The organism is Kitasatospora sp. NPDC024654 (assembly GCF_055559155.1).
This window is the reverse complement of the sequence record NZ_JBVHLF010000008.1, coordinates 49,975-69,988: the sequence shown is the minus strand read 5'-3', so window position 1 is coordinate 69,988 and position 20,014 is coordinate 49,975. Positions and strand designations below refer to the sequence as shown.

The following is a 20,014-nucleotide window of genomic DNA, read 5'->3' as shown; positions in this document are numbered from 1 at the left end:
CTCAGCCTCGCCGCGCCGGGCCCTGCGGGTGGGGCTGCTGCGGACGTGGGATCGGCAACCGGGCCACCAGGTCCCGGATGATCTGCTCCGCGCCGCGCCGGGCCAGCTGGGCCTCGGCGGTCGGCAGCAGGCGGTGGGCCAGCACCGGGACGGCGAGCGCCTGGACGTCGTCCGGCAGCACGTACTCGCGCCCGGCCAGGGCGGCCGCCGCCCGGGCGGCCCGGACCAGGTGCAGGGTGGCCCGCGGCGAGGCGCCGAGCCGCAGTTCGGGGGAGGTCCGGGTGGCGGCCACCAGGTCGACCGCGTAGCGGCGGACGCTGTCGGCCACGTGCACCGCGCGGACCACGTCGATCAGCTTGAGGATGTCGTGCGCGTGCGCGACCGGCTGCAGGTCCTCCAGCGGGGAGGCGCCGCCGTGCACGTCGAGCATCGCCAGCTCGGCCTCGGGGCTGGGGTAGCCGATCGAGATCCGGGCCATGAAGCGGTCCCGCTGGGCCTCGGGCAGCGGGTAGGTGCCCTCCATCTCCACCGGGTTCTGGGTGGCCACCACCATGAACGGCGAGGGCAGCTCGTAGGTCTCGCCGTCGATGGTGACCTGCCGCTCGGCCATCGACTCGAGCAGCGCGGACTGGGTCTTCGGCGAGGCGCGGTTGATCTCGTCGCCGACCACGATCTGCGCGAAGATCGCGCCGGGGCGGAACTCGAAGTCCATCCGCTGCTGGTCGAAGACGTTGGTGCCGGTGACGTCCGAGGGCAGCAGGTCGGGGGTGAACTGGATCCGGCGGACCGTGCAGTCCACCGAACGGGCCAGTGCCTTGGCGAGCATGGTCTTGCCGACGCCCGGCACGTCCTCCAGCAGCAGGTGCCCCTCGGCCAGCATCACGGTCAGCGCGATCCGGACGGCCTCCGGCTTGCCCTCGATGACGCTCTCGATCGAGGCCCGGACCCGGTTGACCACCGCTCCCAGCTCGGGCAACCCGGCCGGTCCGGCCGGGAACGCCCCGGCGCCGGGCCGCGGCCTGCCGGCGCGCCCGTCCAGAGGGGCCTGCTCGTTGTAGGTCGTCACCCGATTTGCTCCTCGCCCTGCTCGCGCCGGTCCGTCCGATCGGAGCCGGCCCACCCCGAAGTCGTTTCCGCTCACCGATGGTCGCCCATCGCAACCGGCTGGTCGGGAACGGGGTACCCGGACGGACCGCCCCAGGTGGTGCGGGGCGCGGGTCCGCAGCGGCATTCTTCCCTGAGCGGTGGCCAGAAGTCACCCGAGCAGGTGACGGCTGCCCGAAGCGCCCGACCCGGGCGAGGTCGCGGCGGGCCTGACGTCAGGTCAGTGGATTTCGCGGAGCAGGCCGGTGTGGACGTCGAAGACGAAGCCCCGGACGTTGTCGGTGTGCGGCAGGAACGGCGAGGTGCGGACCCGCTGCATGGACTGGCGCACGTCGCCGTCCAGGTCGACGAAGGACTCCACCGCCCACTGCGGGCGCTGGCCGACCTCCAGCTCGAGCTCGCGGCGGAAGTCCTCGGTCAGCCCGAGCAGGCCGCAGCCGGTGTGGTGGATCAGCGCGATCGCGCGGGTGCCCAGGGCGCGCTGGCTGATCGTCAGCGAGCGGATGGTGTCGTCGGTGACGACCCCGCCCGCGTTGCGGAGCACGTGCGCGTCGCCCAGCTCCAGGCCGAGCGCCGCGAAGAGGTCCAGGCGGGCGTCCATGCAGGCCACCACGGCGACCTTCTGCACGGGCCGGGCGTCCATGCCGCCGTCCCGGAAGGAGACGGCGTACTCGCGGTTGGCGGCGACGAAGCGATCGATAATCGTCTCGGTGGCCGGAGCCGTGGGACGGCCCGGGGCGGGCCGATCGGGGGTGACGGTCATAGGTACGACGTTAGTAGGAATTCGCTGGTCGCGGTGAGTCCTGCCCAAACCAGGCCCACCGGTGTGATGGAGCACATAGGGAGCGCGTGGCGGGGCGCGGCCGGCGCGACCCCGCGCGGTACGCTGGGCCGCAGTAGCAGCCCGCGGCCTCGTCCCGCTCCGTGCCACCTGGCGCACCTTCCCCGGCGCCGGGCGGTCACAGCCTTCCCCCTCGCGAGCGGGCGGGGACCCCGGGCGGTGTCCGGCCCACCCGTCGCGGTGGGCCAAAATGGTCGGATCACAGCTCCCCGGCGCCGTCCGCGCCCGGCGGACGGCTCCGTACCGAGGAAAGGCGCACCAGCGCATGGCCACAGGCAGCCCGGACCCCAAGCACGTACCGGTCATGCTGCAACGCTGCATGGACGCGCTCGCCCCGGCGATCAGCGCGCCCGGCGCGGTGGTGGTGGACGCGACGCTCGGCCTCGGCGGCCACAGCGAGGCGCTGCTCACCCAGTTCCCCGAGGTGCGGCTGGTGGCGGTGGACCGTGACCCGGAGGCGCTGCGGCTCTCCGCCGAGCGGCTCGCGCCGTTCGGCGACCGGGCCACCCTGGTGCACGCCGTGTACGACGAGATCCCCGAGGTGCTGGACCGGCTCGGCCTCCCCGAGATCCAGGGCGTCCTCTTCGACCTCGGGGTCTCCTCGATGCAGTTGGACGAGGCCGAGCGCGGCTTCGCCTACGCCCAGGACGCCCCGCTCGACATGCGGATGGACCAGACCCGCGGGCTGAGCGCCGCCGAGGTGCTCAACACCTACAGCCACGGCGACCTGGCCCGGATCCTCAAGGTCTACGGCGAGGAGCGGTTCGCCGGCAAGATCGCCTCGGTGATCCTCCGGGAGCGGGCGAAGGAACCGTTCACCACCAGCGCGCGTCTGGTCGAGTTGGTGCGCAACGCCATCCCGGCCGCCACCCGGCGGACCGGCGGCAACCCGGCCAAGCGGACCTTCCAGGCGCTGCGGATCGAGGTCAACGGCGAGCTGGAGGTGCTCGACCGGGCCATTCCGGGCGCGCTGGCCAGGCTCGCGGTGGGCGGCCGGATCGCCGTGATGTCCTACCAGTCGCTGGAGGACCGGCTGGTCAAGCAGTACTTCGCCGCCGGCGCCACCAGCACCGCGCCGCCCGGGCTGCCGTTCATCCCGGAGGAGCACCAGCCCTGGCTGAAGCTGCTCACCCGCGGGGCCGAGCTGGCCACCGAGGAGGAGATCGAGCAGAACCGGCGCGCCGCGCCCGTGCGGCTGCGGGTGGCGGAGAGGATCAGAGCGACCCGCTGACGGCGGGTGATCGGCTGTGGGACGCGGGCGGGCACCCGGGGCCGCACGGCCGTGCGGGGGGCGATGACGGGCGAGGCGTGAGGGAGAGCGTGGTGCCGGTACCGGCGGCCAACGATGGCATCCAGCGGGGCAGACTGCTGCCGGGGCAGGCGGGGCGGGCCCGGATCACCGTCCGTCCGGGCCGTTCGCCGCGCGGCGGCCGCGGGCGGGCACCGTTCGCGATCCTGATGGGTCTGCTCCTCACGGCCGGCCTGCTCGGACTGCTGATGCTCAACACCGCGCTGAACGAGGGCTCCTTCGAGCTGTCCAAGCTGCAGAAGCAGACCACCCAGCTGACCGACCAGCAGCAGGAGCTGCAGCAGCAGATCGCGCAGAACTCCGCGCCGGACGCGCTGGAGCGCAACGCCCGGCAGCTGGGCATGGTGCCGGGGGGCGACCCGGCCTTCCTGCAGGACGACGGCAAGGTGCTCGGCTCGCCCGCGCCGGCCAAGGACAGCCCGCCGGTGTCGCGCACCAACGCCGACCTCTGGCCGGGCGAGTCGGCCGGCCAGCCCAGCCAGTCGCCGGCCACCGCGGCCTCGCCCGCCCCCCCGTCGCCGGTCGCCTCCGCCCCGGCCGCCGCCGGCGAGGGCGCGATCCGGGTGGACCCGGTCACCCCGTCGCCGAACGGCGGTGCCACGCGATGACGACCCCGCGCCGCCCCCGGACCCCGGACGATCGTCCGCGCAAGCCCGCCGCACCCCAGCAGCGCAAGGGCGCCGGCACCGCGCGCCCTCCGCAGCGGGTCCCGCGCCCGGGCGAGCGTCCGCGCAAGCCCGCCCCGCGTCCACCGGCCCGGTCGCAGCCGCGCCGGCTCCAGCTGGCCGACCCGCGCCGCCGGCTGCGGGTGGTGACCGTGGCACTGGCCGTGGTCTTCTCGATCTTCGCCGGCCGGCTGGTGCAGATCCAGCTCCTCGACGCCGGCGAGCTGAGCCGGGACGCCAGCCGCTACCGCTACCAGGACGTGGTGCTGCCCGCCCAGCGCGGCTCGATAACGTCCTCCGACGGCGTGGCCCTGGCGACCACCGTGGACGCCTACGACATCACCGCCGACCCGACCATGTTCACCGCGGACCAGCTGCACGTCCCGGACGGCCCGGAGCAGGCCGCCGACCTGCTGGCGCCGATCCTGGGCCTGGCCAGGGACAAGCTGGCCGCCAAGCTGCGCACGCCGAAGAGCCGGGGCGTCACGCTGGCGTTCAAGCAGAGCCCGCAGGTCCGCAACCAGATCCTGGACCTCAAGGCCTCGCTCAGCCAGAAGATCAACACCAAGGCCTGCCGGGCCGAGCAGGCGCAGCTGGCCAAGCCGGCCGACCAGGGCGGCCGGAGCAGCCTGGACGACTCCTGCGTCAACCCGCTCACCGGGGTCTTCTCCGGCGACCTGACCAGCAAGCGGATCTACCCGGCCGACGGCCTGGCGTCCAACCTGGTCGGTTTCGTCAACGCGCAGGGCGACGGCGCGGGCGGCCTGGAGCTGCAGTACCAGCAGCAGCTCGCCGGCCAGGACGGCTACAGCTACTCGGAGCAGTCCGGCGGCCAGCAGATCCCCACCGGCTCCGACTCGACGAAGCCCGCGGTGCCCGGCAGCGACCTGCGGCTGACCATCAACCGGGACATCCAGTGGGCCGCCCAGCGGGCCATCACCGACCAGGTCAGCGCGTCCGGGGCGGAGAAGGGCTACGTGATCGTCCAGGACGTGCGGACCGGTCAGATCCTCGCCATGGCCACCTCGCCCGGCTTCGACCCGAACGACCTGAGCAGCGCGAGCCCGGACCAGCTCGGCAACCCGGCCCTGCAGGACGCCTACGAGCCCGGCAGCACCGCCAAGCTGATGACCATGGCCGCGGTGCTGGACACCGGCGCGGCGACCTGGGACACCCACGTCACCGTGCCCGGCACGCTGACCCGGGCCGGCCAGGTCTTCCACGACGACGTGGACCACGGCACCTGGTACCTGACGCTGAACGGCGTGCTCGCCAAGTCGTCCAACATCGGCACCATCGAGGCCGCCGAGCACCTGGGCAAGACCCAGCCGGAGGCCAACGCCGTGCTCGGCGGCTACCTGCGGAAGTTCGGCATCGGGCAGCCGACCGGGCTCGGGTTCCCCGGCGAGACCCGGGGCATCCTGGCCGACCCGCAGAGCTGGAAGGGCACCCAGCAGTACACCATCCCGTTCGGCCAGGGCCTCTCCGTCAACGCGCTGCAGGCCACCTCGGTCTACTCGACGATCGCCAACGGCGGCGTGCGGGTCGCGCCCACCCTGGTCGAGGGCACCACCGGCCCGGACGGCAAGTACACCCCGGCGCCGGCCCCGGCTGAGAGCCGGGTGGTGAGCCCGCAGACCGCCAAGACGCTCGGCCAGATGCTGGAGTCGGTGGTCACCGACGACCAGGGCACCGGCAACACCGCCCAGATCCCCGGTTACCGGGTCGCGGGCAAGACCGGTACCGCCAACCGGGTGGACCCCAAGACCGGCCTCTACAACGGGTACACCGCCTCGTTCATCGGCTTCGCACCCGCCGACCAGCCCCGGCTGACCGTCTCCTGCGTCATCCAGAACCCGACCACCGGCAGTCACTTCGGCGGCCCGCTCTGCGGGCCGGTGTTCAAACAGGTGATGGAGTTCGCCCTGGAGACCCTCCAGGTGCCGCCGAGCGGCAGCGAGGCCCCCAACCTGCCCGTCGACTGGAAGCCCTGAACCATGAGCACCGAGCCCGACCGCGCTGTGAACCCGCTCACACCCGGGGGTCCGCTGGCCCCGGTGTCCCAGGAGACCGACGGGGCCTCACTTGGCCTCGACGGCCCCGGGGCCGATAGCCTGCCCGCCGTGCCGAAATCAGACCAAACCAGTGTGACCCCGCCCCGCCCGAGCACGGCGGCGCCGACCCCGCTCGCCGAGATCGCCGCGACCCTCGGCCTGCCGGAGGTCGCCGGAGCCGCCGTCACCGGCATCACCCACGACTCCCGCGCGGTCCGTCCGGGCGACGTGTACGTGGCGTTCGCCGGCGCCAACCACCACGGCGCGGCCTTCGCCGGCCAGGCGGTGGCGGCGGGTGCGGTCGCGGTGCTGACCGACCGGGCCGGGGCCGAGCAGGCCGCCGAGCACGGGGTCCCGCTGCTGGTGGTGGAGAACCCGCGGGCCTGGATGGGCGCGCTGGCGGCCCGGATCTACGGCGACCCGTCGAAGTCCCTGCTGACCCTCGGCCTGACCGGCACCAACGGCAAGACCACCACCTCGTACCTGGTCGAGGGCGGGCTGCGCGGTGCCGGCCGGACCCCCGGCGTGATCGGCACCGTCGAGATGCGGGTCGGCACCGAGCGGATCAAGAGCGAGCGGACCACCCCCGAGGCCACCGACCTGCACGCGATCCTCGCGGTGATGCGCGAGCGCGGCGCGGACGCGGTGGTGATGGAGGTCTCCAGCCACGCCCTGGTGTTCGGCCGGGCGGACGGCGTCGAGTACGACGTCGCGCTCTTCAACAACCTGACCCCGGAGCACCTGGACTTCCACCCGGACATGGAGGACTACTTCCGGGCCAAGGCGCGGCTCTTCGAGCCGGGCCGGACCAGGGCCGGGGTGGTCAACCTGGACGACGCCTACGGCCGCCGGCTGGCCGCCGAGGCCGCCATCCCGGTGACCACCTTCTCCGCGACCGGCGCGGCCGAGGCCCACTGGCGGGCGGTGGACGTCCAGCTCGGTCCGATCGGTTCGACCTTCCGGGTGGTCGGCCCGGGCGGGCAGTCGGCGGACGCCGCCGTCCCGCTGCCCGGCCCGTTCAACGTCGCCAACGCGCTGGCGGCGATCACCGTGCTGGTGACCGCCGGGCTGCCGCTGGCCGAGGCGGCGGCCGGGGTGGCCGCCGTGCCGGGCGTGCCGGGCCGGCTGGAGCGGGTGGACGCCGGGCAGGCCTACGTGGCCGTGGTGGACTACGCGCACAAGCCGGACGCCCTGCAGGCGGTGCTCTCCTCGCTGCGCGAGGTCACCAAGGGCCGGCTGCACGTGGTGGTCGGATGCGGCGGGGACCGCGACCCGTTCAAGCGCGGCCCGATGGGCGCGATCGCCGCCCGGCTGGCCGACACCGCCGTGCTGACCAGCGACAACCCGCGCTCGGAGGACGCCCTGGCGATCCTCGGCAGCATGCTGGGCGGCGTGCTGGAGGTGCCGGAGGCCGAGCGCGGCGAGGTGCTGCTGGTGCCGGACCGGGCCGAGGCGATCGCCGCCGCGGTGGCCCGGGCGCACGCCGGTGACACCGTGCTGGTGGCCGGCAAGGGGCACGAGCTCGGCCAGTACGTACGTGACGAGATCCGCCCGTTCGACGACCGGGAGGTGCTGCGCGCGGCGATCGCCCGCACCCACCCGACCGGCGTCGAGGGCCACCGAGGAGTAGAGCAGCCGTGATCGCACTGACCCTGGCCGAGGTGGCCGCCGCCACCGGTGGCCGTCTCGCCGACGTGACGGACCCGCAGGCCCAGGTGACCGCCCCGGTGGTGGTCGACTCCCGGAAGGTCGAGCCGGGCGGCCTGTTCGCGGCGTTCCTCGGCGAGCGGGTGGACGGCCACGACTACGCCGAGCGCGCGATCGCGGCGGGTGCCGTGGCGGTGCTGGCCGAGCGGCCGGTCGGGGTGCCCGCGGTGCTGGTCGAGAACGCCCAGACGGCGCTCGGCCTGCTCACCCGGGCGGTGGCCGAGCGGGCCAAGGCGGTCCGCACCGTGGCGCTGACCGGCTCGGCCGGGAAGACCAGCACCAAGGACCTGATCGCCCAGCTGCTGGAGCGGATCGGGCCGACGGTGTACACCGAGGGCTCGCTCAACAACGAGCTCGGCCTGCCGCTGACGGTCAGTCGGGTCGAGGAGTCCACCCGGCACCTGGTGCTGGAGATGGGCGCCCGGCACAAGGGCGACATCGCCTACCTGACCGGTCTGGTGCGCCCGTCGATCGGCCTGGTGCTCAACGTCGGCTCCGCGCACCTGGGGGAGTTCGGCTCCAAGGAGGGCATCGCCGAGGCCAAGGGCGAGCTGGTGGAGTCGCTGGCCGAGGACGGCGTCGCGGTGCTGAACGCGGACGACCCGCTGGTGCGGGCGATGGCCGCGCGCACCCGGGCCCGGGTGGTCTTCTTCGGCGAGGGCCGGGAGGCCCAGGTCCGCGCACAGGATGTTCGCCTCGACTCCACCGGCCGTCCATCGTTCACGCTGATCACCCCGGCCGGTTCCGCACCGGTTCAGCTGCGCCTGTACGGTGAGCACCACGTCTCGAACGCCCTCGCCGCCGCCACGGTGGCGATGGAGCTCGGACTGTCCGTCGATGACACCGCCGCCGCCCTGGGCGAGGCGGGTGCGCTGTCCCGCTGGCGCATGGAGGTCACCGAGCGGGCCGATGGTGTCACGATCGTGAACGACGCCTACAACGCGAACCCGGAGTCGATGCGGGCCGCGCTGCGGGCGCTCGCGACGATGGGGGGCCGCGGTCCGGAGCGCCGCCGCACCTGGGCGGTGCTCGGCGAGATGCGGGAGCTCGGCGAGGAGAGCCTCGACGAGCACGACGCCATCGGGCGGCTCGCGGTCCGACTCGACGTCACCAAGCTGGTGGCGGTGGGCGGGCGCGAGGCGGCCTGCATGGAACTGGGCGCGAGGAACGAAGGTTCGTGGGGTGAGGAGTCGGTGCTGGTGTCCGACGCGGAGGCGGCGGTCGAGCTGCTGCGCGGTCAGCTGCGGCCTGGGGACGTGGTGCTGGTGAAGGCCAGCCGATCGGTGGGTCTGGAGAAGGTCGCCGAGGCGCTACTCGCCGGTGGTGATGCCCGGTGATGAAGCAGATCCTCTACTCCGGCATGATCGGGCTGGTGCTGACGCTGTTCGGCACCCCGGCCCTGATCAAGCTGCTGGCCCGGCACGGCTACGGCCAGTACATCCGGGACGACGGCCCCAAGGCGCACCACAGCAAGCGCGGGACCCCGACCATGGGTGGGATCGCCTTCATCCTGGCCACCCTGATCGCCTACTTCGCCACCAAGGCGATCGCGGGTGAGCGGCCCAGCGCCTCGGCGCTGCTGGTGCTCTTCCTGACGGCGGGTCTGGGCCTGGTCGGCTTCCTGGACGACTACATCAAGGTGGTCAAGCGGCGCTCACTGGGCCTGCGGGCCAAGGCGAAGCTGCTCGGGCAGTCCTTCGTGGCACTGGCCTTCGCGATCCTGTCGCTGCAGTTCAGCGACAACCGCGGGATCACCCCGGCCTCCACGCACCTCTCGTTCGTCCGGGACTTCGGCTGGTCGATCGGCCCGGTGTTGTTCGTGATGTTCGCGTACTTCATGATCGCGGCGATGTCGAACGGCGTGAACCTGACGGACGGTCTGGACGGTCTGGCCACCGGCGCGTCGGTGATGGTCTTCGGCGCGTACACCTTCATCGGCGTCTGGCAGTACGGCCAGACCTGCTCGCGGATGCTGAGCGCGACCGCCAACTGCTTCGAGGTCCGCGACCCGCTGGACCTGGCGGTGGTGGCCTCCGCGCTGATGGGCTCCTGCTTCGGCTTCCTGTGGTGGAACACCTCGCCCGCCAAGATCTTCATGGGCGACACCGGCTCGCTGGCCCTCGGTGGCGCACTGGCCGGGCTGGCCATCTGCTCGCGCACCGAGCTGCTGCTCGCGCTGCTCGGCGGCCTCTTCGTGATCATCACCCTCTCGGTGATCATCCAGGTCGGCTCGTTCCGGATGACCGGCAAGCGGGTCTTCAAGATGGCGCCACTACAGCACCACTTCGAACTCAAGGGCTGGAGCGAAGTGCTGATCGTGGTGCGGTTCTGGATCATCCAGGGCCTCTGCGTCGCGGTCGGCCTCGGCCTCTTCTACGCGGGATGGGTGACCAGTTGACGATCCAGGAGTGGACCGGGCTGCCGGTCGCCGTGGCGGGCCTCGGGGTCTCCGGGATCAGCGCCGCCCGGGTGCTGCGCGACCTCGGTGCCGAGGTCACCGTGGTGGACGGCGGCGACGGCCCGGCGCTGCGGGCCAGGGCCGCCGAGCTGACCGGCGTCACCGTCCGCCTCGGCGACGGTGACACGCTGCCCGAGGGCACCCGACTGGTCGTCACCTCGCCCGGCTGGCCGCCGAGCAGCCCGCTCTTCGCCGCCGCGGACCGGGCCGGCGTGCCGGTCTGGGGCGACGTGGAGCTGGCCTGGCAGCTGCGCAAGCCGCTGCCCGCCACCGGCGAGCCGGCCCCCTGGCTGGCCGTCACCGGCACCAACGGCAAGACCACCACGGTCCAGATGCTCGCCTCGATCCTGACCGCCGCGGGCCGGCGGACCGCCGCGGTCGGCAACGTCGGGGTCTCGGTGCTGGACGCCGTGCTGGCCGGCTTCGAGGGAGAGGGCGAGCCGTACGACGTGCTCGCGGTCGAGCTCTCCAGCTACCAGCTGCACTGGGCGCCCAGCCTGCGCCCGCACTCCGCCGCGGTGCTCAACCTGGCCCCGGACCACCTGGACTGGCACGGCTCGATGGCGGCCTACGCCGCCGACAAGGGCCGGATCTTCCAGGGCAACCAGGTCGCCTGCGTCTACAACCTGGCCGACCCGGCCACCGAGGAACTGGTCCGCGAGGCCGACGTCGAGGAGGGCTGCCGAGCGATCGGCTTCGGCCTCGACGCACCGGGCCTCTCCCAGTTCGGCGTGGTGGACGGCCTGCTGGTGGACCGGGCCTTCGTGCCGGACCGCCAGAAGAACGCCGCCGAGATCGGCGCGGTCTCCGACGTCAACCCGCCGGCCCCGCACAACATCGCCAACGCCCTGGCGGCGGCGGCGCTGGCCCGGGCCTACGGGGTGGACACCAAGGCGGTCCGGGACGGGCTGCGGGCCTTCGCGCCCGACGCGCACCGGATCGCCCGGGTGGCCGAGGTGGCCGGGGTGACCTGGATCGACGACTCCAAGGCCACCAACACCCACGCGGCGGCCGCCTCGCTGGCGGCCTACCAGCCGATCGTGTGGATCGCCGGCGGCCTGGCCAAGGGCGCCGAGTTCGACGACCTGGTCCGCGGCGCGGCCGGCCGGCTGCGCGGTGCCGTGCTGATCGGTGCCGACCGGGCGCTGATCCGTGAGGCGCTGGCGCGACACGCCCCGGATGTACCAGTGATCGAACCGGCCGAAGGTGAGACTGGCGCGGTGACGATGGCCGAGACGGTGCGTGCGGCCGCGAGCCTGGCCCGGCCGGGGGACACGGTCCTGCTCGCCCCGGCCTGTGCGTCGATGGACATGTTCACCAACTACGGCGAGCGGGGCGACCTGTTCGCCGCGGCGGTACGGGAGCTGACGAAGTAGCGGGCACACGGGAGAGGGGCGGCGCGGTGGCGGGTCAGAGCAGGGCGGAGACGACCGCACCGCCGGAGCGCGGCCCCTCCCGGCTGAACTTCATCTCGGCGACCACCACGACCTTCAAGACCGAGGGCCTGACCGGCCGGCTGCGCGCGCTGCGCGACCGGCTGCGCTACACGCTGGCCCGGCCGCTCACGCCGTACTACCTGATCCTCGGGGCGTCGGCGCTGCTGCTGGTGCTCGGTCTGATCATGGTCTTCTCGGCCTCCAACATCACCGCCATCCACCAGGGTCTGCCCGGGCTGTACTACTTCCGCAAGCAGCTGGTGGCGGTGCTGCTGGGCAGCGTGCTGCTGGTGGCGGCGGCCCGGGTGCCGCCGGCGGTGCACCGGGTGCTGGCGTACCCGGTGCTGCTGGGCGCGATCGGCGCGCTGGTGCTGGTGGCCATCCCGGGCATCGGGATGCGGATCAACGGCAACCAGAACTGGCTGAACTTCGGTTTCTTCCAGCTCCAGCCCTCGGAGTTCGCCAAGCTCGCGCTGGTGCTCTGGGGGGCCGACCTACTGGCCCGCAAGCAGAAGGCCGGCACGCTGACCCAGTGGAAGCACCTGCTGGTCCCGCTGGTGCCGGGCGCCCTGCTGCTGCTTCTGCTGATCATGCTCGGTGGTGACATGGGGACCTCGATGATCCTGGTCGCCATGGTCTTCGCACTGCTCTGGATGGTCGGCGCACCGCTGCGGCTGTTCGTCGCCACCCTGGGCATCGCGGTGGTGGCCTGCACCGCACTGATCATCACCGTGCCGCACCGGCTCGACCGGCTGGCCTGCATCGGGATCACCAAGCAGGTGCCCGGCCCCGACTGCTTCCAGGCCCTGCACGGCCTCTACGCCTTCGGGCTGGGCGGGATCTTCGGGACCGGGCTGGGCGCGGGCTACGAGAAGTGGGGCCAGCTGCCCGAGGCGCACACCGACTTCATCTTCGCCGCCACCGGCGAGGAACTGGGTCTGGTGGGGACGCTGTCGGTCATCGGTCTCTTCGCGGCACTAGGGTATGCGGGTATCCGTGTGGCCATCGGCACGAAGGACACCTTCGTCAGGTACGCCGCGGGAGCCGCCACCACGTGGATCATGGCCCAGGCCGTGATCAACCTGGGGTCGGCGCTGGGACTGCTGCCCATCGCGGGCGTCCCCCTCCCGCTGTTCTCCTACGGGGGGTCCGCCATGCTGTCGGCCATGTGCGCCCTGGGCATGCTGCTCTGCTTCGCACGCAGCATGCCGGGGGCGAAGGCGGCCCTGGCCGCCCGGAGCTCGAAGTCCCGGTTCAGGACAGGTCTGCGCCGGGTGCTGCCACGACGACGAACCACAGCGCGCCCGGCCGCCCGGCCGCCGCGCAGGGAGCGGTGAATTTCGGTGCATGTCGTACTCGCCGGCGGGGGTACCGCCGGACACATCGAGCCCGCAATGGCGCTCGCCGACGCGCTGCGCAGGCACGACCCCAGCATCGGCATCACCGCGCTCGGCACCGAGCGCGGCCTGGAGACCCGGCTGGTGCCGGAGCGCGGCTACCAGCTGGAGCTGATCCCGGCCGTGCCGCTGCCACGCAAGCCCACGCCCGAGCTGATCACCGTGCCGGGCCGGCTGCGCGGCACGGTGCGGGCCGCCCAGGACATCATCGAGCGGGTCAAGGCGGACGTCGTGGTCGGCTTCGGCGGCTACGTCGCCATGCCCGCCTACCTGGCGGCCAAGCGCGCGGGCGTGCCGATCGTGGTGCACGAGGCGAACGCCCGTCCGGGCCTGGCCAACAAGATCGGCGCCCGGTACAGCGACTTCGTCGCGGTCTCCACCCCGGACAGCAAGCTGCGCGACTCGCGGTACATCGGCATCCCGCTGCGCCGCACCATCGCCACCCTGGACCGGAACGCGGTGCGTCCGGAGGCCCGGGCCTACTTCGGCCTGGACCAGCGGCTGCCCACCCTGCTGGTCTCCGGCGGCTCGCAGGGCGCCCGGCGGCTGAACGAGACCGTCCAGGCCATCGCGCCGCGGCTGCAGCAGTACGGCGTGCAGATCCTGCACGCGGTCGGCCCGAAGAACGAGCTGCCGCGGATCGACGACATCCCCGGCATGCCGCCGTACCGCGCGCTGCCGTACGTCGACCGGATGGACCTCGCCTACGCGGCGGCCGACCTGATGCTCTGCCGGGCCGGCGCCATGACGGTGGCCGAGCTGGCCGCGGTCGGCCTGCCCGCCGCCTTCGTGCCGCTGCCGATCGGCAACGGCGAGCAGCGCCTGAACGCCCAGCCGATGGTCAAGGCCGGTGGCGGGCTGCTGGTGGACGACGCCGAGCTCACTCCGGACTGGGTGCTGGGCAACGTGCTGCCGGTGCTCACCGACCCGCAGCGGCTCTGGGACATGAGCCGGGCGGCCGCCGAGTTCGGCCGTCGGGACGCCGACGACCTGCTGGTCGGGATGGTCTACGAGGCGATCGACGCCGCTCGGGGCGGCCGTCGTCGTGGTTGACGACCGGCGGGGGGCGGACGACGAGGAGCAACGGCTCCCTCGTCTCCGCCTCTCCCGCCGGGGGATCGTGGTCCTCACCGCACTGGGCGCGGTCCTGCTCGGGTCGGTCGTCTGGGTGGTCTTCTTCTCCTCGGTACTGGACGTCCGTTCGGTGGCGGTCCAGGGTCTGCGGGACGACCAGCTGACGGCGGACCAGGTGCGGACGGCGATCGGGACGCTCCAGCACGGCCCGCTGGCCCAGGTGGACCTGGACGCGGTGAAGCACCGGGTCCAGGCGCTGCCCCGGGTGGCCTCGGCGGAGGTCTGGCGTGGCTGGCCGCACACCCTTCAGGTGAAGGTGGTGGAGCGCCAAGCGGTCGCCGCTGTCAAGGGTGATGACGGAAAGTTCACTCAAATGGATGCGGATGGGGTGAGTTTCGCCACCGGGCCGACTCCGCCGCCCGGCGTTCCGGTCGTCGAACTCCAGCTCAGCCCGGCCGGGCAGAACGCCCTGTCGGCCTTCCCGCCCGCCGATCTGGTCCGCGCCGCGGTCCAGGTGGCCGCCGGCCTGCCGCCCGCGGTGGCCGCGCAGGCGGGTTCATTGCAGGTTCGTTCGTACGATGACATCGAGTTGCACCTGAGCAGCGGGGCCACCGTCCGTTGGGGGAGTCCGGAGCGGACCGACCGCAAGGCCAAGGTGCTGCTCGCACTGCTGACCCACAAGGCCACCACCTACGACGTGAGCGCCCCCGACGCCCCGGCGATCTCGGGGTAGCCCGCAATCGGGTAGGTTCTCCTCTCTGGGGGGACCATTGACCAACCGTCGGTGACTCCCGATCCTTGTGGTCACCCCGGTTCCTGTCGGCGCTCGATGATCACATAGGCTCAAAAGAAAAAAGGGAAGCTCGGCGTGTTCGTTGAACACGGGCCCGCCGCGACTTAGTGTCCTGTGTCACCAGGCTGTGTAGCGCAGTGAGCTGACGCAGACACAGCATGAACCCTCAACGTCAAGTTTAGGGTTCGGGTCGGCGGTCTCCATTTCGGACATTCAGTCAGGAACCGGGCTCCCCACCCATCGACATCCGTCGGCGTCCGCGACCCAGGAGCCGACCCGGAAATTCGAGGCGAGAGGCCTTCGACGTGGCAGCACCGCAGAACTACCTCGCAGTCATCAAGGTCGTCGGGATCGGCGGCGGCGGTGTCAACGCCATCAACCGGATGATCGAGGTCGGTCTCAAGGGTGTCGAGTTCATCGCGATCAACACCGATGCGCAGGCCCTGCTGATGAGCGACGCGGACGTCAAGCTGGACGTCGGCCGCGAGCTCACCAGGGGCCTCGGCGCCGGTGCCAACCCCGAGGTCGGCCGGAAGGCCGCCGAGGACCACCGCGAGGAGATCGAGGAGGTCCTCAAGGGGGCCGACATGGTCTTCGTCACGGCCGGCGAGGGCGGCGGCACCGGCACCGGTGGCGCGCCCGTGGTCGCCAACATCGCCCGCTCGCTGGGCGCCCTCACCATCGGCGTGGTCACCCGCCCCTTCACCTTCGAGGGCCGCCGCCGCGCCAACCAGGCCGAGGACGGCATCGCCGGGCTGCGCGAGGAGGTCGACACCCTCATCGTCATCCCGAACGACCGGCTGCTCTCCATCTCCGACCGGCAGGTCAGCGTGCTGGACGCGTTCCGCTCCGCCGACCAGGTGCTGCTCTCCGGTGTCCAGGGCATCACCGACCTGATCACCACACCGGGTCTGATCAACCTCGACTTCGCCGACGTGAAGTCCGTCATGTCGGACGCCGGTTCGGCCCTGATGGGGATCGGTTCGGCCCGCGGCGAGGACCGCGCCAAGGCGGCGGCCGTGATGGCGATCTCCTCGCCGCTGCTGGAGGCCTCGATCGACGGCGCCCGTGGCGTGCTGCTCTCCATCTCCGGCGGTTCCGACCTCGGCCTCTTCGAGATCAACGAGTCGGCCCAGCTGGTCAGCGAGGCGGCCCACCCCGAGGCCAACATCATCTTCGGCGCGGTCATCGACGACGCGCTCGGCGACGAGGTCCGGGTCACCGTGATCGCCGCCGGCTTCGACGGCGGCCAGCCGCCGGCCATCGTCCGCGACCCGGTGGTGAAGTCCACCCCGTCCAGCGCCGGCTCGTCCGCCCCGGCGACGCCGGAGCGTCCGGCCACCCGACCGTACGGCGGGATCGGATCGGTGACGAACCGTTCGGATGAGCCCGCCGCCGCGCCGGAGCGCCCGAAGGTCGAGCCGTCGGTCCCGCCGGTGCCGCCGCAGGTGCAGCCCACCCGGCCGCTGTACGTGGAGAGCCCGGCCGAGGAACTGGACGTTCCCGACTTCTTGAAGTAGCGGGCCGGCCGCTGAGTAGCGGCGACAGTAATAAGAAGTATTTTTGGCAGGGCCAAGGTGCCCGCCGTGCGACACCACCGGTGCCGCGCGGCGGGCACCTTGGCGTGAGCGCGCCGGGACCGGACGCCGGGGCACCGTGGCGCGGCGGATCGACGAGGGATCACAGCAGATGACGAACCAGCAGGAGCAGGAGTTCCCGGGCGAACGGCTCGCGCAACTGCGCGCCGGCCTGGGCGCCGTGGAGCGGCGGATCGACGCGGCCTGCGCGGCGGCCGGGCGCCCGCGGTCCGAGGTGACCCTGATCGTGGTGACCAAGACCTACCCGGCCTCGGACACCCGGCTGCTGGCCTCGCTCGGGGTCCGGGAGGTGGCCGAGAACCGCGACCAGGACGCCGCCGCCAAGGCCGCCGCCTGCGCCGACCTGCCGCTGACCTGGCACTTCGTCGGACAGTTGCAGACCAACAAGGTGCGCTCGGTGGTCGGATATGCCGACGAGGTGCACTCGGTGGACCGGCTGCGGCTGGTCGAGGCGCTGTCAGCGGCCGTGCTGCGGGCCGAGCGTCCCGAACTGGGCTGCCTGGTCCAGGTCGCGCTGGACAAGGAGGCCGGCGCGGGGGAGGGTCGGGCCGGGGTCGCCCCCGCCGACGTGCTCGCCCTCGCCGACGCCGTCGCCGACGCCCCGGGTCTGCGCCTGGACGGTGTGATGACGGTCGCTCCGCTGGCCGGACCGCTGGCCGGCGACCCCGCCGCCGCGTTCGCGAGGCTGACGGAAATCGCAACCGCCGTACGCGCGGCCCATCCTGCTGCCACGATGGTGTCCGCTGGGATGAGCGGGGACCTTGAGCAGGCGGTTGCCGCCGGAGCGACACATGTACGCATCGGTACGGCGGTGCTCGGAGTGCGGTCACCGCTCGGGTAACGTCACCGGGTAAGTAGATCAGACTGCAGGACAAATCAGGACAAATCAATGATTCGTCCTGAGGATGCCAACCAATTGTGGATCGTATGTCCGCGGCCACGCGCACGGACTGACGGAATCTCGGCGCTCAGTGGCCGTGGTCTGACAGTCTGTGAGCGGACCGCGGTCCCGTCGGAACCACCGTACTCGAATGGGTAACGGTCCGGCGGGGTCCGGCCGGTGACGGGCCGATCCACCACAGAGCGGAGGACAGGAGCATGGCCGGCGCAATGCGCAAGATGGCGGTCTACCTCGGCCTCGTGGAGGACGAGACGTACGACGGCCAGGGTTACGACCCGGACGACGACTACGACGCGGACCCCGAGCCGATCCGAACCGGGCGCACCGAGGACATCCCGCGACCCGCGGCCGCGCCCCCGGCGCAGGTCGCGACGATCGCGCCCCAGTCGGTTCCGGCCGCCGTGCCGATCCGGCAGGAGTCGCCGCGGATGGCGCCCGTGTCGTCCATCACACCCGAACGTCGTCAGAGTCTGGAGAAGAGCGCACCGGTGATCATGCCCAAGGTCGTCAACGAGCGGGAGCCCTACCGCATCACCACGCTGCACCCGCGGACCTACAACGAGGCCCGTACCATCGGGGAACAGTTCCGTTCGGGCACCCCGGTGATCATGAATCTGACCGAGATGGACGACACCGACGCGAAGCGGCTCGTAGACTTCGCGGCTGGACTCGTCTTCGGTCTCCACGGCAGCATTGAGCGCGTGACGCAGAAGGTGTTCCTGCTGTCGCCTGCTAACGTCGATGTCACGGCGGAGGACAAGGCGCGGATCGCCGAGGGTGGGTTCTTCAACCAGAGCTGACCCGGCCACGACGTCATGTGTGGGTCTGATGGACAGTGAGTGATCGAGCGGCACCGGATTGAACTGGGAGAGGGATACCCGATGGGGATCGTGGGGGCAGTGCTCTACTACGCACTGACCGTCTTCCTGGTCATTCTGCTGTTCCGCCTGGTCATGGACTGGGTCTTCCAGTTCGCCCGTTCGTGGCGTCCCGGGAAGGCCATGGTCGTGGTCCTGGAGGCCACGTACACTGTCACGGATCCGCCACTCAAGCTTCTTCGGCGGTTCATTCCGCCGTTGCGTCTCGGGGGCGTGGCGCTCGACCTGTCCTTCTTCGTACTGATGATCATTGTGTATGTCCTGATCTCGCTCGTGCAGCGTCTGCCGTGGTGAGCGATGCGGCAGGATGCCAGTGTGCCGACGATCACGTTGAGGTGAAGAGATGCCGTTGACCCCCGAGGACGTTCGGAACAAGCAGTTCACGACCGTCCGCCTGCGCGAAGGCTATGACGAGGACGAGGTCGATGCCTTCCTCGACGAGGTCGAAGCCGAGCTGACCCGACTGCTCCGCGAGAACGAGGACCTGCGCGCCAAGCTGGCCGCGGCGACCCGGGCCGCCGCGCAGAACCAGGCGAACATGCGCAAGGAGCCGCCGCAGGACTCGCGTCCGGGTGCTCCGGTCCCCGCTGCCATATCCGGCCCGCCGGTCCCCGGCCAGCAGGGCGGTCCGCAGCAGCAGCCGCAGCAGCAGATGGGCGGCCCGCAGCAGCAGATGGGCGGTCAGCCGCTGGGCCTGCCGTCGGGTGCTCCGCAGCTCCCGGCCGGCCAGGGCGGTCCGATGCAGGGCGTTCCCGGTCAGGGCGGCCCGATGCAGGGTGTGCCCGGCCAGCAGCAGATGGGCACCATGGGTGGCCAGCAGCAGCTGGTGCAGCCGATGGGCGGCCAGATGCTGCAGCCGATGGGCGGCCCGATGGGTGGCCCGATGCAGCAGCCGATGGGTCAGACCATGGGAGGTCAGCAGCAGCTCGCCCCGATGGGCGGTCCGATGCAGCAGCCGATGGGCGGCCCGCTCGGCGGCAACCCGATGCAGCAGCAGGGCCCCGGTGGCGACAGCGCCGCCCGGGTGCTGGCGCTCGCGCAGCAGACCGCCGACCAGGCGATCTCCGAGGCCCGGTCCGAGGCCAACAAGATCGTCGGCGAGGCGCGCAGTCGCGCCGAGGGTCTGGAGCGCGACGCCCGCGCCAAGGCCGACGCCCTGGAGCGGGACGCGCAGGAGAAGCACCGGGTCGCGATGGGCTCCCTGGAGTCCGCCCGCGCCACGCTGGAGCGCAAGGTCGAGGACCTGCGGGCCTTCGAGCGTGAGTACCGCACCCGGCTCAAGTCCTACCTGGAGACCCAGCTGCGCCAGCTGGAGTCGCAGGCCGACGACTCGCTCGCCCCGCCGCGGATCCCCGCCACCGCCTCGCTGCCGCCGGCCGCGTCGTCGATGGCGCCGGCCAGTGGCTCCGGGATGAGCAGCCCGTCCTTCGGCGGCAACCAGCCCTCGTTCGGCGGCAACCAGCCCTTCGGCGGCGGTCAGTCGTTCGGTGGCGGCAACGGCCAGCCCTCGTTCGGCGGTCAGCCCTCGGGCAACGGCGCTCCGCAGATGGCCCCGGCCGGGATGACCCAGCCGATGGCCGCGGTCCGCCCGCAGCCGCCGCAGCCCATGCAGCCGATGCAGCAGGCCCCGGCCCCGATGCGCGGCTTCCTGATCGACGAGGACGGCGACAACTAGTCCGCCGCCTTCCGCACGAAAGCGGGCCCCCCCCCCGCCAGGGGGGGGGCGTTCCTTTCCCTGGCTGGTGGGGGGGCGGGAACAGGAGGCAAACGACCAGGCTTCGCTCCGGAGATAGGGCTAG

General features: G+C 72.2%; 17 protein-coding genes. 15 read left to right on the top strand and 2 right to left on the bottom strand.

The features are described from left to right. Position 1 precedes the first annotated feature (1 nt). Together ACZ38L_RS07345 and ACZ38L_RS07340 are read right to left on the bottom strand one after the other, a co-directional pair. Positions 2 to 976 (bottom strand): AAA family ATPase, encoded by a 975-nt coding sequence (locus tag ACZ38L_RS07345; protein WP_465690306.1) that lies wholly within the window; start codon positions 974 to 976, stop codon positions 2 to 4. Positions 977 to 1,324: 348 nt separating this feature from the next. Next, the gene (locus ACZ38L_RS07340) at positions 1,325 to 1,867 is read right to left on the bottom strand and encodes a beta-class carbonic anhydrase (RefSeq protein WP_396561610.1); all 543 of its coding nucleotides are present in this window, start codon (positions 1,865 to 1,867) and stop codon (positions 1,325 to 1,327) included. A gap of 343 nt (positions 1,868 to 2,210) precedes the next feature. Between ACZ38L_RS07340 and rsmH the strand changes: the two genes are divergently transcribed. The 15 genes from rsmH (at position 2,211) to ACZ38L_RS07265 (ending at position 19,890) form a co-directional block, all read left to right on the top strand. Beyond that, positions 2,211 to 3,176, top strand: a complete 966-nt coding sequence (rsmH, locus tag ACZ38L_RS07335; protein WP_396561608.1) for a 16S rRNA (cytosine(1402)-N(4))-methyltransferase RsmH — start codon at positions 2,211 to 2,213, stop codon at positions 3,174 to 3,176. Positions 3,177 to 3,253: 77 nt separating this feature from the next. Beyond that, positions 3,254 to 3,862 carry a cell division protein FtsL gene (gene ftsL / locus ACZ38L_RS07330; protein WP_465690116.1) on the top strand — a complete coding sequence of 203 codons (609 nt, stop codon included), beginning with the start codon at positions 3,254 to 3,256 and terminating at the stop codon, positions 3,860 to 3,862. After that, the gene (locus ACZ38L_RS07325; RefSeq protein ID WP_465690114.1) at positions 3,859 to 5,913 is read left to right on the top strand and encodes a peptidoglycan D,D-transpeptidase FtsI family protein; all 2,055 of its coding nucleotides are present in this window, start codon (positions 3,859 to 3,861) and stop codon (positions 5,911 to 5,913) included. The genes ftsL and ACZ38L_RS07325 overlap by 4 nt, the downstream gene beginning before the upstream one ends. A gap of 3 nt (positions 5,914 to 5,916) precedes the next feature. Beyond that, positions 5,917 to 7,614 (top strand): UDP-N-acetylmuramoyl-L-alanyl-D-glutamate--2,6-diaminopimelate ligase, encoded by a 1,698-nt coding sequence (locus ACZ38L_RS07320; RefSeq protein ID WP_465690112.1) that lies wholly within the window; start codon positions 5,917 to 5,919, stop codon positions 7,612 to 7,614. After that, positions 7,611 to 9,017 (top strand): UDP-N-acetylmuramoyl-tripeptide--D-alanyl-D-alanine ligase, encoded by a 1,407-nt coding sequence (locus ACZ38L_RS07315; RefSeq protein WP_465690110.1) that lies wholly within the window; start codon positions 7,611 to 7,613, stop codon positions 9,015 to 9,017. Before ACZ38L_RS07320 ends, ACZ38L_RS07315 begins: the two co-directional genes overlap by 4 nt. Continuing rightward, positions 9,017 to 10,078 carry a phospho-N-acetylmuramoyl-pentapeptide-transferase gene (gene mraY / locus ACZ38L_RS07310; RefSeq protein WP_465690304.1) on the top strand — a complete coding sequence of 354 codons (1,062 nt, stop codon included), beginning with the start codon at positions 9,017 to 9,019 and terminating at the stop codon, positions 10,076 to 10,078. Before ACZ38L_RS07315 ends, mraY begins: the two co-directional genes overlap by 1 nt. Continuing rightward, entirely contained in the window at positions 10,063 to 11,514 is a 1,452-nt protein-coding gene (gene murD / locus ACZ38L_RS07305; RefSeq protein ID WP_465690108.1) for a UDP-N-acetylmuramoyl-L-alanine--D-glutamate ligase, read from the top strand. The genes mraY and murD overlap by 16 nt, the downstream gene beginning before the upstream one ends. A 26-nt stretch (positions 11,515 to 11,540) precedes the next feature. After that, the gene (gene ftsW / locus ACZ38L_RS07300; protein WP_465690106.1) at positions 11,541 to 12,911 is read left to right on the top strand and encodes a putative lipid II flippase FtsW; all 1,371 of its coding nucleotides are present in this window, start codon (positions 11,541 to 11,543) and stop codon (positions 12,909 to 12,911) included. A gap of 6 nt (positions 12,912 to 12,917) precedes the next feature. After that, positions 12,918 to 14,024, top strand: coding sequence for an undecaprenyldiphospho-muramoylpentapeptide beta-N-acetylglucosaminyltransferase (gene murG / locus ACZ38L_RS07295; protein ID WP_396561594.1), 1,107 nt, complete (start codon positions 12,918 to 12,920; stop codon positions 14,022 to 14,024). Further along, complete coding sequence (locus ACZ38L_RS07290; RefSeq protein ID WP_465690103.1) at positions 14,017 to 14,778, top strand: cell division protein FtsQ/DivIB; 762 nt, start codon at positions 14,017 to 14,019, stop codon at positions 14,776 to 14,778. Before murG ends, ACZ38L_RS07290 begins: the two co-directional genes overlap by 8 nt. Positions 14,779 to 15,143: 365 nt before the next feature. Continuing rightward, the gene (gene ftsZ / locus ACZ38L_RS07285; protein WP_465690101.1) at positions 15,144 to 16,358 is read left to right on the top strand and encodes a cell division protein FtsZ; all 1,215 of its coding nucleotides are present in this window, start codon (positions 15,144 to 15,146) and stop codon (positions 16,356 to 16,358) included. Positions 16,359 to 16,527: 169 nt separating this feature from the next. Then, positions 16,528 to 17,277, top strand: coding sequence for a YggS family pyridoxal phosphate-dependent enzyme (locus ACZ38L_RS07280; RefSeq protein ID WP_465690099.1), 750 nt, complete (start codon positions 16,528 to 16,530; stop codon positions 17,275 to 17,277). Between the two features lie 257 nt (positions 17,278 to 17,534). After that, entirely contained in the window at positions 17,535 to 18,137 is a 603-nt protein-coding gene (locus ACZ38L_RS07275; RefSeq protein ID WP_465690097.1) for a cell division protein SepF, read from the top strand. 81 nt (positions 18,138 to 18,218) lie between these two features. Then, entirely contained in the window at positions 18,219 to 18,509 is a 291-nt protein-coding gene (locus ACZ38L_RS07270) for a YggT family protein (protein WP_110665401.1), read from the top strand. 49 nt (positions 18,510 to 18,558) lie between these two features. Continuing rightward, complete coding sequence (locus ACZ38L_RS07265; protein WP_465690095.1) at positions 18,559 to 19,890, top strand: DivIVA domain-containing protein; 1,332 nt, start codon at positions 18,559 to 18,561, stop codon at positions 19,888 to 19,890. Positions 19,891 to 20,014 lie beyond the last annotated feature (124 nt).

Excerpts from the sequence above, each read along its gene's own strand:
- ACZ38L_RS07340 (WP_396561610.1), bottom strand. The coding sequence starts at position 1,867 with ATGACCGTCACCCCCGATCGGCCCGCCCCGGGCCGTCCCACGGCTCCG.
- rsmH (WP_396561608.1), top strand. The coding sequence starts at position 2,211 with ATGGCCACAGGCAGCCCGGACCCCAAGCACGTACCGGTCATGCTGCAA.
- ACZ38L_RS07325 (WP_465690114.1), top strand. The coding sequence starts at position 3,859 with ATGACGACCCCGCGCCGCCCCCGGACCCCGGACGATCGTCCGCGCAAG.
- ACZ38L_RS07320 (WP_465690112.1), top strand. The coding sequence starts at position 5,917 with ATGAGCACCGAGCCCGACCGCGCTGTGAACCCGCTCACACCCGGGGGT.
- mraY (WP_465690304.1), top strand. The coding sequence starts at position 9,017 with ATGAAGCAGATCCTCTACTCCGGCATGATCGGGCTGGTGCTGACGCTG.
- murD (WP_465690108.1), top strand. The coding sequence starts at position 10,063 with ATGGGTGACCAGTTGACGATCCAGGAGTGGACCGGGCTGCCGGTCGCC.
- ACZ38L_RS07280 (WP_465690099.1), top strand. The coding sequence starts at position 16,528 with ATGACGAACCAGCAGGAGCAGGAGTTCCCGGGCGAACGGCTCGCGCAA.
- ACZ38L_RS07275 (WP_465690097.1), top strand. The coding sequence starts at position 17,535 with ATGGCCGGCGCAATGCGCAAGATGGCGGTCTACCTCGGCCTCGTGGAG.
- ACZ38L_RS07270 (WP_110665401.1), top strand. The coding sequence starts at position 18,219 with ATGGGGATCGTGGGGGCAGTGCTCTACTACGCACTGACCGTCTTCCTG.
- ACZ38L_RS07265 (WP_465690095.1), top strand. The coding sequence starts at position 18,559 with ATGCCGTTGACCCCCGAGGACGTTCGGAACAAGCAGTTCACGACCGTC.